Consider the following 12,582-nt stretch of genomic DNA (forward strand, 5'->3'; position numbering starts at 1 on the left):
GAGTATGACCCAGGATGAATTGAAACAGGCGACAGCTCGCGCCGCTATCGACTATATCGCCCCGCGCCTGGAGGACAGCTCCATTGTCGGCGTAGGTACCGGTTCCACCGCTAACTTCTTTATTGATTACCTTGCAGAGATCAAGGGTACCTTTGATGGTACTGTGGCGAGTTCCGAGGCCTCCGCAGAGCGGCTCAAATCCCACGGGATTCCTGTTTATGAACTTAATGCCGTCGATGGCATCCAGTTCTATGTGGACGGTGCTGATGAAGCGAACCCCGCCCTCGAGCTGATTAAGGGTGGTGGTGCCGCATTGACGCGGGAAAAAATTGTTGCTGCCTGCTCTGAGGAATTTATCTGCATTGCCGATGAGAGCAAGTGGGTCAAAGTCCTGGGCGAGTTTCCCCTGCCGGTTGAAGTTATCCCTATGGCCCGCTCACTGGTTGCCCGGGAACTGGTTAAGCTGGGCGGCGATCCGGTTTATCGTCAGGGTGTGATCACGGATAATGGCAACGCCATCCTCGACGTATACAATCTGCGCATCGAAAGCCCCACTGCCCTTGAAGAGGCTATCAATAACATCACAGGGGTAGTTACTAACGGTATCTTCGCCAAGCGCTCCGCCGATATTTTACTGCTTGGCACCAGTACCGGAGTGAAAACCATTACCGTATAAATATGCCGTAAATTGTTATGCACAAAAAAAATAAAAAATATGGACTGCTCGTTTTGCTCAGTGCTGTTGCGCTGAGCAGCGGCTGTGCGACCACACCTCCAAACGATCTCGACAATATCTGCTCTATTTTCCAGGAAAAAAAGAAGTGGTATGGCGAGGCAAAAGATGCTCAGGACAAATGGGGTTCTCCAATTGCGGTAATGATGGCAATCATGCATCAGGAATCCCGCTTTGTGCACGATGCCAAACCCCCGCGAACCAAGATCCTGGGCTTTATCCCCGGACCGAGACCATCCGATGCCTACGGCTACCCCCAGGCATTGGGGAGCACCTGGCGTCACTACCAAAGATCCTCATTTAACTACGGTGCCGATAGAGATGATTTTGGCGACGCTATCGATTTTATTGGCTGGTATAACAACACCAGTGCACGTCAGTGCCAGATACGTGCTAACGACACCTACAGCCTTTACCTGGCCTATCACGAGGGGCACGGTGGATTTAACCGGCGCACTTTCAAAAATAAGGCCTGGCTCAAAAAGGTATCTCACAAAGTATCCGCCAGGGCACAAAAGTATCAGCAGCAGCTCAATAGCTGTGAACAGTCACTGAAAAAGCGCAAGAAGTTCCTCTGGTTTTTCTAACAGACTATAGAGGCCGATAACCACCGAGTTCTCATCGACCAAAACCCACGTAATTTTCTGCCCCGGGGAGGGTAAATAGCGGTCATTGTAAATATGACCCTGCAACCACTCCGGGAAATTTCTCTGTGCTGGCGGAAAATCGCGCTACAAGGCGCCAGAAACTGACTACGCTGAGACTAATAGCAACGCACTTTAGGCTTGGGACAGGTCACTGTACCAGCACCGCCACAAGCATAATTTTGCAGCCCCAACGTGACGCTGGGTGCTTCCCCAGAGAAGCAAAAGCGTCCTTACACTTTTTGGAGTGCCCGATGAAGCTCTTTTTGAAATACCTGGCTGTATTGGCAATATTACTTTACGTGCCATTAATTTTTGCACAGCCTGCCACTCCCCAGGCAAATGCCCCCAAAGCTTCTTTTAGTGAACCACAACTTAAACAGTTTGCCGATGCCTACCGCTCTATCGTGATGCTGAGCCGCGAGTACGCTCCCAAATTGAAAGCGGCTGCCGATATCAAAGAAGCGGAAGCGATCAACAAAGAAGCTCAGGGAAAAATGATTGCGGCAATTGAAAAAGCCGGCCTCTCTAAAACGAAATACCAGGAAATCGCCAACAGTATAAAATCGAACCCGGCCCTACTGGAGAAGGTCAATAAAATCCTCCAGCAAAGCCACGCTCCACAGCAGTAACCTAATCTATTAAGTGGCGCACTGATCAACTCACTGCGCCACTCAAATCCAACTTTACATCCAACACCTTGCAGATAGTCGGCAGATTAACCTTCACCCAATCCCTGTCGAATGATCCCCAATCGCGCAACAGATAGTAACCGTCATTGTGACGCACGCCCTCCTGTATGAACTCGACAATCGTACCGTGCCCCGGCAGTCCCTTCGCAATAATGTCCTGTACCGTTCTTCGGGGCCAGCCAGTAGCCTCTTCCAAAGCAGGGTTATTAGGGCGAGAAATATGCTCGATCAAGTAAGCAATCAACATTCGCCGGCAAATTGTCGGGTTTAGCTGACTTGCAACAGGCGTAGATGACATTTGACCAATCCTTCACTAACGGAATTTTTCCTATTGTTGACGAATATGACTTACAGGTCGAGAAAATACTGATTAACTATTCACATTTAGTCCCAATATAAGTCGGCACTTGTCGAAAATTCAGCACGATAAATTGTTGAGAGCAAAACTGGAATTTTCAGCCTATAACGCAAAAAATACACGTCAAAAGACAGAACTAGACAACTTTTATTCTATAGTCGTGCCACAATCAAAATTTTCAACGCCGATAGAACCACAGGTTGCTGCATATAAAACAGACATAAGCCTGACTTTCTCTCTCTCTTTGCGCATAATCCACACCGGAGCCTCTGAATAATTCCGCAATATCTCTGCGGGCCTCTGGGACTTTCATAGCGATCCACATGCTGCGTTGCGACTTCCTGAAAGGTTTAGGCATTCCTGCGAAGCCACGCTTTGATTGTGAACCGCTCAGAAAGCCAGTGGCATCACAGAATTATTCAGAGGCTCATTAAAACAACAGCAGCAGACAGAAAATAATTGTGAGGCTGAGAGAGTGGACAATGAAAACCCCAAATTCCGTGAAGCGGGGCTAGGCATCCTCGGCGCTGCGGTTAGGGCCCATCTTACTGGTGCACAGGCAGCCGGGCTGGACTGCCAACAGCTACTCATCGATAGTGGTATCGCCCCCGCTCAGCTAGATGATCCGGAAAGCCGCATTGGCCGTGAGCAGGTAGCTAACTTGCTGCGCCTTGAGTGGGATTTTTTGAATGATGAGTCAGGTGGCTTCCTGGCGCGCCCCTGGTTACCAGGCACTTTTGCCATGATGGGGCACGCTTGTATCACCTGTCCAAACCTGCGCCGAGCCCTGCTCCGCTCCAGCCGCTTTATCAGCATGGTGAGTGACGACCTTCACATTAAGCTGGTCGAGGATGGTGAAGAAGCTCGACTGATCATTCACCACACCAATGAAAAAAAACTGCCCAATCAAATTTTCGTCGAATCTATCGCAGTAATCTGGTTGCGTTTTTTCAGTTGGCTGATCGACCGTACCATTTTGTTAGAGCGCGTTCTTCTGGCATTCCCGCCGCCTGACTACAACGAAGACTACAGCGATATGTTCCCTTGCAGGCATTACTTTAACCAAAGTGAAACCTGCCTGGTGTTTAACACCCGTTACTTGCAAATGCCCCTGGTACGCGATGAGCAGCAACTGGCCGATTTTCTCTCCCGCGCTCCCGAGTGCCTGTTGACCCAATACAAATCCGATCATAGCTTCACCGGTCGTATCCGCCGAATGCTGCAACAGCAAAACAGTATCGAAAATCTGTCACTGGATGATGTTGCTGCGCGCCTGTATACATCACCGCAGACACTGCGCCGCCGTCTCAAAGAGGAGGGCAATAGCTGGCAGGATATTAAAGACTCTGTACGACGAGATATGGCGGTTTACCAATTAAAACAGCAGGAAACTGCCGTGGCGGAAATTGCCGAGCGCCTGGGCTTTTCTGAGCCCAGCGCCTTTAATCGCGCATTTAAAAAGTGGACAGGGCTTGCACCTGGAGCCTACAGGGACAAATTCCGAAGTTAGAATAACACAAGGAGCCTTTGAACAATTCCGTAATATTTCTGCGGGTCTTGATCATGAATCGCTCTGAAAGCCAGAGGCATCACGGAATTATTCAGAGGCTTCCTAAAAATCCCGGTCAAGTGACCGGGATTTTTATAAATGAAATCTACCTTACAAAATATCCTTCACAGGAAATCCAATATCTCGGCTACTCCTGAGAGTTTGTCACTATCCGCACACTAATACGCTCGGCATTGATGGCCTTTTGCTCCTTCTTCTCTGCCATGTCTTCCGGCACTGGTTTGGCTGAACCCATTCCTGTTGCAGTGATACGGTTTGCCGCTATCCCCTTCTGAAGTAGAAGTTCTTTCACTACATCCGCACGCTCTTGGGAAATTTCCTGCTCTGCAATTTCATTGCCCTCGCCTTTTACGTGGCCCTCAATAGCAATGGATAGGTTGGGATTGTCCTGCATTATTTTTGCCAGAGCATCGATATCGGCTGCAGACGGGTTGGTAATTTTTGCCGTTCCCTTTTCAAAGTTCACCCGCATGGGGAATTCCCGGTTGGGACTTTGAGAAAAACTACTGAGATAATCGCGCAAATTATTGGAAAAATCATCGGGGCCCAGTTGCGCTTCGAGCTTCTCTTTTTCAAGGGGAGAATCCCCTACCGGTTGTGAAGCGGACTCCATAAAGCTCGCTTCCTGGGAGGTCATAGAAGGATTACTTTCAGACTTCTCCTCTTTTCCCTTGAGCATACACATATTAAGTGCATAAAGAACCACAAGTACCAGTAGTAAAGGAAAGAACCAACTGCTGAAACTAACCGGTTTCCGTTTTTCCTCTGTCCCCTGAATTGCCGTTGCACGAGGTTCCTGGGGTTTGGCATGGCCATGGGTAACCAGGGCTTCCCCCAGCTTTCCTAAATCGGGAACATCCATTGCTTCCAACAGGTTATCGGGTATATACCCCTTTAAATGGTCTCGCTGACCAATAAGGAAGGATGCCAGGTCGGATACATCCATCTTTTGCGCTTTGGCCTGGCTTTGCATCAGCGAAGTGACTATCGGAGCGGATACACTCAATAAATCTCCACCCTCTTTCCCAAGATTATTAGTGGCGACTTCCAGCACTTCTTTTTTTCGGCTGCTGAAAATTTTATCCAGCATCTTCTCGCCGATACTTTTAACCGATGTCACCTTTTCTGGTGAAGAAACTGCAGAGGCGAAATCAGCTAAATCCAGTGCATCACTCTCGGAAATCAAATTAAATAAATAACCCATTCCCGTTTTGCTACTGGCTCTGTTCAACATACCAGCCAGGATGTAGGAAACTCCAGAAAAGAGTGCGGCCTCCCCTTGTCCAGCCGGCAAATTTAAAGCCTTTGCCAGAGCATCAATACCCCCGGAGCCCAATTGGCTGCTAGCCATATCCAATACATTATCCGCCATAGCCAAACCTCACTCACCACCTCGGGGACCGGCAAAATACATTTATTTGCCTGGGGCCACCTATAAATTATCTATTCAAACTTTTCTCTACTGCCCTGATTCACCAATTATCCTGCCAGAAACAGATGGAACTCCTCTGGCAAAGATAATTTAAGTGCCAGCTTTTATTGCCAAAAATTCAATAGATTTAGGCGCCTTACTTGAGTGTACGGCAGTACCCCCACACGGTTAGGTTATTTTGGAATAAGCAAAAAGATAATTGACAGGGAATGTTTCAATCGTACCTGGAAACTGCGTCATCTCCCGTGGCATCTTTTATCATTGAACCCGCGCTACACCGCACTATGGTTATAACCACAACCATAAAATAAAAAGAGGCTAAAACCGTGCTGACCGAAGCCTACATCTACGATGCTATCCGCACACCGCGGGGCAGAGGGAAATCCAGCGGTGCCCTTCACGAAGTCAAACCTATCACCCTGCTTTCAGATCTTCTGAAAGAATTACAGGCCCGCAATAGATTCGACACTGCCAAGGTGGACGATATCGTGATGGGCTGTGTCACTCCGATCGGAGATCAGGGTGCCGATATCGCAAAAGTTGCTGCATTAGCTGCCAACTGGGACTGGGATGTCGGCGGAGTAACCCTTAATCGCTTCTGCGCCTCCGGTGCCGAAGCAGTCAACCTGGCGGCCACCAAGGTGCGCTCCGGGTGGGAGCATCTGGTGGTGGCCGGAGGCATAGAGTCAATGTCGCGGGTGCCCATGGGCAGTGACGGCGGCGCCTGGGCAATGGACCCCCGAACGGCAATCGACACGGGCTTTGCTCCCCAGGGTATTGGCGCCGACTTAATCGCCACGCTCGGCGGTTTTTCCCGCGAGGATGTGGATAAGTTCGCGCTGAACTCGCAGCACAAGGCCGCGGCAGCCTGGAAACGCGGTGCTTTCGAAAAGTCAGTAATTCCCGTGCGCGACCAGAATGGACTGACCATCCTGGATCACGATCAGTTGGTGCGCCCGGATGCCTCCATGGAGGCCCTGTCACAACTCAAGCCTTCATTTGCCGGAATGGGCGACTTGTGCTTCGACAGCATTGCCATATCCCGCTACCCCCAGATCGAATCTATCGACCATGTTCACACTGCGGGAAATTCCTCAGGTATCGTCGATGGTGCCGCCGCCCTACTAATCGGCAGTGAAAAAGCCGGGCGAGATCTGGGTCTCACCCCCCGTGCCCGTATCGTCTCCGCCGCTGTGGTGGGTACAGAACCCACCATTATGCTCACAGGACCCGCACCCGCCACCTACAAAGCCCTTAAGGCCGCGGGCCTGACAGCTCAGGATATTGACCTCTTTGAGGTGAATGAAGCCTTCGCGGCAGTGGTGTTGCGCTTCCAGCATGAACTGGATGTAGACCCACAGAAACTCAATGTAAACGGCGGCTCAATTGCAATGGGGCATCCCCTCGGCGCAACTGGCGCAATGCTGATCGGCACAGCCCTGGATGAGCTGGAACAACGGCAGCTTCGCTACGGCCTGGTCACGCTATGCGTGGGCGGCGGTATGGGTGTAGCAACCATTATCGAAAGAGTTTAGGGGGCAGACCATGAAATCCATTCGCCTGGAAAAAGACGATCACAATATTGTCCACCTGATTATGGACAACCCCAACGCCTCAGCCAACGTGATGGACCGGGATTTTACCGAGTCACTGAGCGCAGCGGTTGAACAACTCAAGCAGCAAGAGTTTTGTGGAATTATCATTCGCTCCACAAAAAATACCTTCTTTGCCGGTGGCGACCTCAAATCTCTATATGCCGTCAAAATTGAAGAGGCAAAACCTTTTTTTGAGTCCTGCGAATTATTAAAAGCCAACCTGCGCTGGTTGGAGACCCAGGGTAAACCGGTAGTCGCTGCAATTAATGGCACAGCGCTGGGTGGTGGCTGGGAAATTGCACTCAGCTGCCATCAACGTATAGTGATCGATAGCACGGCAATAAAATTGGGATTGCCCGAAGTCACATTAGGCTTACTACCTGGTGGTGGCGGCTGTGTACGCATGCCCCGCCTTTTAGGCATCCAGGAGTCTCTACCCTACTTACTGGAAGGAAAACAGGTGAGGCCGCAACAGGCCCTCAAAGCCGGTCTGGTACATCAGCTCGTTACCAGTGAAAGTGAACTACTAGAGAAGGCTGTCTCTTATATTCGAGAGAATAGTGAGCAACCTGTTGCTCAGCCTTGGGATCAACCGGATTATCGGATGCCGGGAGGGGACGCAAAGAACCCTAAAAATGCGCAGTTACTGATGGTCGCCCCAGCAATGCTGGAGAAAAAAACCAAGGGATGTCTGCCGGCGCCAGAGTCGATAATGGCAACTGTCGTCGAAGGGTCCCGGGTCGACTTCGAAACTGCTACGCGAATTGAATCCCGACACTTTGTAGGCCTCGCTTGCGGGCAGGTTGCCAAAAACATGATTGGTACTTTCTGGTTTGCACTCAATGAGGTCAAAGCCGGAGCATCACTGCCCGCCGCCGCCCGCGATCATAAAACGTCGCCAGTGCAAAGAATTGGCATACTCGGCGCTGGCATGATGGGTTCAGCAATTGCCTACGCCTGCGCCAGCAAAGGGGTTGATGTCGTATTGAAAGATATCTCCATGGAAGCAGCCTCGGCAGGCAAACAATATGCGGAAAAATCTCTGCAAAAACGCTTGCAGCGAGGCCGCATTGCCGAGGACAAAGTACAGAAGATTCTCGCTCGTATTACGCCAACAGACAGCAATACCGACCTGGCTGATTGTGAGTTGGTGATAGAAGCAGTTTTCGAAGACCGGGAACTCAAGCGTAAAGTTACCCAGGAAGCAGAAGCACAGCTGCCGAAAAATGCAGTATTTGCTTCCAACACTTCGACACTGCCGATCACTGGGCTCGCTCAAGCTTCCGACCGTCCCCAGCAATTTATCGGCCTACATTTCTTCTCCCCTGCCGACAAGATGCCACTGGTGGAAATTATCTGTGGGGAGCAAACCAGTGATGAGACTCTCGCCCAAGCCTTCGCCTTTGTATTGCAAATTGGTAAGACTCCTATCGTTGTCAACGACAGCCGCGGCTTCTTCACCTCAAGGGTATTCGGCTGCTTTACCAACGAAGGTATCGGCATGCTCAGCGAAGGGGTTAACCCCGCCACAATTGAAAATGCCGCAGCCCTGGCCGGCTTCCCTGTCGGCCCTCTGGCTGTCAGTGACGAGGTCTCATTAAGCCTGATGAGCCGGATACGCCAACAGACTATCAACGACCTGCAAAAAGAAGGTAAGCCCGCCCCTACCCACCCTGCCGACGGGGTGATCGACCGAATGCTTGAAGTGGGTCGCGCAGGTAAGGCCGCAGGTGGCGGCTTCTATACTTATCCAGAGGGCGGGAAAAAGCACCTATGGAACAGCCTTGAAAAGGAATTTCCCGCCAAAGAAGCCCTGCCGATAAAGGATGTAAAGGAGCGGCTGTTGTTTATTATGGCCCTGGAGACACTGCGCTGTTATCAGGAGGATGTTCTGCGCAGTGTGCGCGATGCCAATATTGGCTCCATCTTCGGTATCGGTTTCCCACCGTGGACCGGGGGTGCTCTGCAATATATCAGCCAGTATGGCCTGAAAGCGTTTACCCAGCGCGCTCAGCAACTGGCTGAGGCCTATGGTGATCGATTTGCCCCGCCAGCGATTTTGCTGGATCTGGCGGAGTCTGGAAAGGCCCTGACAGACAACCCCTAGCTCTGGGAATTGAGCGATGTAAACAGGCATTTCAAACCGTCACTGTTTACATCGCCACCCAAAACACTGGTTCAATTTTTCAGTAGTAAAATGCGGTGGTGAAAGGATGGTACCAAGAACAGTTTACAACGAAGATCATGAGCAGTTTCGCGAAACTTTGCGCAAGTTTTTAGAGAATGAAGCTGTTCCCTACCACCATCAATGGGAAAAAGAAGGCCAGGTAGATCGGAAGTTATGGAACAAGGCTGGAGAAATGGGCTTTCTCTGTCCGCAAATTGACGAAAAGTATGGTGGCCTGGGACTGGACTACGGCTACAACTCCATTATCGACGAGGAAATAGCCCGGGCAGGCCTTTCCGGTATTGGTTGGGGTCTGCACTCCAATATCGCTGTGCCTTACATTATTAATTACGGTACAGAAGAGCAAAAGAAAAAGTACCTCCCCAAATGTATCAGCGGAGAAATAATAACCGCTATAGCCATGTCAGAACCCGGAGCCGGATCAGATCTTCAAGGGGTTAGAACCACTGCCGTGCGCAAAGGGGATCATTATCTATTAAATGGATCGAAGACTTTTATCACCAATGGCCAGCAGGCAGACCTGGTTATTGTGGTGGCTAAAACAGATCCTCACGAGGGGGCCTCAGGGGTCAGTTTACTGCTCGTAGAAGCAGACAGTCCTGGATTTAAGCGAGGTACCAATCTGGAAAAAATAGGTATGAAGGCCCAGGATACTTCAGAGCTATTTTTTGATGATGTCAGGGTTCCAGTGGACAACCTTCTCGGTGGAGAGGGGCAGGGATTTATTTATTTAATGCAGGAGCTGCCGCAAGAACGTTTAAGTGTGGCGATTTATGCAATAGCTAATGCTGAGGCTGCTCTGCAATGGACGATCGATTATGTGCGGGAACGCAAGGCATTTGGTAAACCTGTCTCTGCCTTTCAAAATACACAGTTCAAATTAGCCGAGCTGGACAGTGAGTTAACTGCTCTGCGAGTATTTATCGATCGCTGCTTGGAGCTTCACTATACGAGAGAACTCGACGTTGCAACAGCGGCCAAAGCAAAATTACTGAGTACGGATTTCCAATGCAAGCTATTGGATGAATGTGTGCAATTACATGGCGGCTACGGTTATATGTGGGAATATCCTATCGCCAGATCCTGGGCCGATGCCCGAGTGGCACGAATCTATGCGGGAACCAATGAAATAATGAAGTTGATTATTTCCCGTGAGCTTCTCCGTGATGACTAGATTAAATCTAGTAAATTAAAGCTTCTGTCTTCAATTAAAATAATGATATAAAAGTGAATTCGCACACAAATAATCACTGTGCCCCACTGGAGGGGCTCAAGATACTCGATTTTTCCACCCTCCTCCCCGGTCCCTATGCGACTATGTTGTTAGCTGACATGGGAGCTGAAGTATTGAGAATCGAGTCCCCCTCTCGACCTGATTTACTGAGGGGCTTTCCTCCTATGGTCGATAGTTCTCCCCCTCTTTCGGCCGCTCACGCAACCATCAATCGCAACAAACGCTCTCTAGCAATCGACCTGAAAAGCCCGAAGGCACAAGAGGTGATTCGGCGGTTACTTCAGAAATACGATGTCGTTATTGAGCAATTCCGTCCAGGAGTAATGGATAGGCTAGGCCTGGGCTATCAACACTTAAGCCAACAGCGCGCAGATCTAATTTACTGCTCGATAACAGGATATGGCCAGACCGGACCATTGAAACAGCGTGCTGGACACGATATCAACTACCTCGCCTTATCCGGCTTAGCGAGTTACTCCGGTAGCCGCAGTCACGGCCCTTGCCTGAGTGGCACTCAAATAGCAGATATCGCCGGTGGCTCCCATCACGCGGTAATGTCGATACTCGCAGCCGCATATCATCGGCAGCGAACCGGAGATGGCAGCTATATTGATATCAGTATGACGGATTGCAGTTTTGCTTTAAACGCAATCAGTGGGGCCAATGCCCTGGCTTTGAATACCTCTCCAGAGATTGAATCCGAGCTGTTAAATGGTGGCAGTTATTACGATTACTATCGTACATCGGACAATCGTTATCTTTCAGTAGGCAGTTTAGAACCGCAATTTGCAGAGCAATTTTTTATTAAAATAGGCCATGGGGAGTGGTTAGGTCGCATTATCCAAGATGACCAACAAGAAAAGCTGAAAGAGGATATTGCCACAGTTATTGCTACCAAGACCCAAAAGGAGTGGATAGCTGTATTCCAGGATATCGATGCGTGTATTGAGCCCGTACTCAGCTTTACAGAGGCTGCTGACAGCGAGCTTATTCAGTCCAGGGATATGATTTGCTCGGTTAATGGAGATATCAAGCAGATCAACACTCCCTTTAGATTTAACAGCCGAAAGCCCCAATCATTCAACCGAGGAGCCGCCCTAGGGGAGCATAACCATGCCGTGCTAAGTGAGCTTGGTTTTAGCTCTGGAGAGATTGATGAAATATCTGAAGCCCAAGGCGCCACTAATTAGCCACCTGGATTGGGATAGATATGGCAGCTAGCTGCTGCCTCTAATCACCACCTCCACCACAGCTGCTACCAGTATCCGAAGAGGAGTCACTACTCCAAAATCCACCAGAGCCACCATTAGAGGGGCCTCCCGCACAACTCGCGGAGCAACCAATATGGCTGGCACAGTAGTCTGCAGAGGGATTATTCCTGGAACGGCAATTCAATGAGTAATGAAAGCCATCTTTAATTCTCAACTTTTTATCAATCAAAAAAATAAGCGGCAATGACTTCGGCTTTGAAGGATCAATATCACTATGTACACAGGCAATTCGCCACGCCCGCCTGATGCCCTCACAGGCAGCATTTTTCTTTGGCCTAACTTCATTAGGCGTATGATGCAGGAAGCGGCCAAAGGATTTTTTGCAGAAATTGCGATATAACTGTGTGCTTAATATGAATTCATGCCAAGCTACATCGACAACTTGAGATGGCATAGCCACCATTTTCCTACCTGCTGTTTGACAGATAGCGAAATAGTCTCTCAAGCCATCGAACACCAAATCCAGTTGTTTTTTACTGAGATGAGGATATTTTTCCATCACTCTACACTTAAGTGATGGATGAAATTGATATTCTTTCAAAAATCTATGTCGTGCGGATTTCTGGTAAAAGAAAAAAGCTGTAGTACTTACGATCAACAGGCCAACCAATATGAATCCTTCAAATACCATAATGATTCCTTTTAACAAACGAACTTCGATAAGAAGGTAATTTTGCAATGTAATCTTAAAAAGGCCCTCACGCCAATTTATTTTTTATAAAGCCAGTACCAATTACAAATTCGGACTTGAACTCTTTAGCTACATTCACTAAGCTACTGCACATTAATTTTTCTATTTGGATACATCTACGCCGATGAATTAAATCTTGCACACACTGGGTCTATACCGGCTTCACAAGAGGCC

Annotated in this window: 11 protein-coding genes; 8 read left to right on the plus strand and 3 right to left on the minus strand. The window is 49.3% G+C overall.

The features are described from left to right. Positions 1-4: 4 nt before the first annotated feature. The 3 genes from rpiA (at position 5) to BTJ40_RS20295 (ending at position 2,009) form a co-directional block, all read left to right on the plus strand. The gene (gene rpiA / locus BTJ40_RS20285) at positions 5-676 is read left to right on the plus strand and encodes a ribose-5-phosphate isomerase RpiA (protein ID WP_108734788.1); all 672 of its coding nucleotides are present in this window, start codon (positions 5-7) and stop codon (positions 674-676) included. A 17-nt stretch (positions 677-693) separates the two neighbouring features. Then, positions 694-1,320, plus strand: a complete 627-nt coding sequence (locus tag BTJ40_RS20290; RefSeq protein ID WP_108734789.1) for a transglycosylase SLT domain-containing protein — start codon at positions 694-696, stop codon at positions 1,318-1,320. 311 nt (positions 1,321-1,631) lie between these two features. After that, complete coding sequence (locus BTJ40_RS20295) at positions 1,632-2,009, plus strand: DUF4168 domain-containing protein (RefSeq protein WP_108734790.1); 378 nt, start codon at positions 1,632-1,634, stop codon at positions 2,007-2,009. Positions 2,010-2,034: 25 nt separating this feature from the next. Here BTJ40_RS20295 and BTJ40_RS20300 read toward each other — a convergent pair whose 3' ends face one another. Then, the gene (locus BTJ40_RS20300) at positions 2,035-2,367 is read right to left on the minus strand and encodes a helix-turn-helix domain-containing protein (RefSeq protein WP_108734791.1); all 333 of its coding nucleotides are present in this window, start codon (positions 2,365-2,367) and stop codon (positions 2,035-2,037) included. Positions 2,368-2,902: 535 nt separating this feature from the next. On the opposite strand from BTJ40_RS20300, the gene BTJ40_RS20305 reads away from it, so the two are divergent. After that, positions 2,903-3,937 (plus strand): AraC family transcriptional regulator, encoded by a 1,035-nt coding sequence (locus BTJ40_RS20305; RefSeq protein WP_238152077.1) that lies wholly within the window; start codon positions 2,903-2,905, stop codon positions 3,935-3,937. 187 nt (positions 3,938-4,124) lie between these two features. Here the strand turns inward: BTJ40_RS20305 and BTJ40_RS20310 are convergent, their stop codons facing one another. Continuing rightward, entirely contained in the window at positions 4,125-5,369 is a 1,245-nt protein-coding gene (locus BTJ40_RS20310; RefSeq protein ID WP_108734793.1) for an OmpA family protein, read from the minus strand. Between the two features lie 386 nt (positions 5,370-5,755). On the opposite strand from BTJ40_RS20310, the gene BTJ40_RS20315 reads away from it, so the two are divergent. From BTJ40_RS20315 to BTJ40_RS20330, 4 genes are all read left to right on the plus strand, one after another. Further along, positions 5,756-6,964 carry an acetyl-CoA C-acetyltransferase gene (locus tag BTJ40_RS20315; RefSeq protein ID WP_108734794.1) on the plus strand — a complete coding sequence of 403 codons (1,209 nt, stop codon included), beginning with the start codon at positions 5,756-5,758 and terminating at the stop codon, positions 6,962-6,964. Positions 6,965-6,974: 10 nt separating this feature from the next. Beyond that, a complete protein-coding gene (locus BTJ40_RS20320; protein WP_108734795.1) occupies positions 6,975-9,131 on the plus strand; it encodes a 3-hydroxyacyl-CoA dehydrogenase NAD-binding domain-containing protein in 2,157 nt (718 codons plus the stop codon). Positions 9,132-9,237: 106 nt separating this feature from the next. Beyond that, positions 9,238-10,386, plus strand: a complete 1,149-nt coding sequence (locus BTJ40_RS20325) for an acyl-CoA dehydrogenase family protein (RefSeq protein WP_108734796.1) — start codon at positions 9,238-9,240, stop codon at positions 10,384-10,386. Between the two features lie 53 nt (positions 10,387-10,439). Next, a complete protein-coding gene (locus tag BTJ40_RS20330) occupies positions 10,440-11,636 on the plus strand; it encodes a CaiB/BaiF CoA-transferase family protein (RefSeq protein WP_108734797.1) in 1,197 nt (398 codons plus the stop codon). Between the two features lie 40 nt (positions 11,637-11,676). Here the strand turns inward: BTJ40_RS20330 and BTJ40_RS20335 are convergent, their stop codons facing one another. Then, positions 11,677-12,396, minus strand: a complete 720-nt coding sequence (locus tag BTJ40_RS20335) for a hypothetical protein (protein ID WP_202862835.1) — start codon at positions 12,394-12,396, stop codon at positions 11,677-11,679. Positions 12,397-12,582: the final 186 nt, after the last annotated feature.

Source organism: Microbulbifer sp. A4B17 (assembly GCF_003076275.1).
In the GTDB taxonomy this organism is placed as follows: Bacteria; Pseudomonadota; Gammaproteobacteria; order Pseudomonadales; family Cellvibrionaceae; genus Microbulbifer.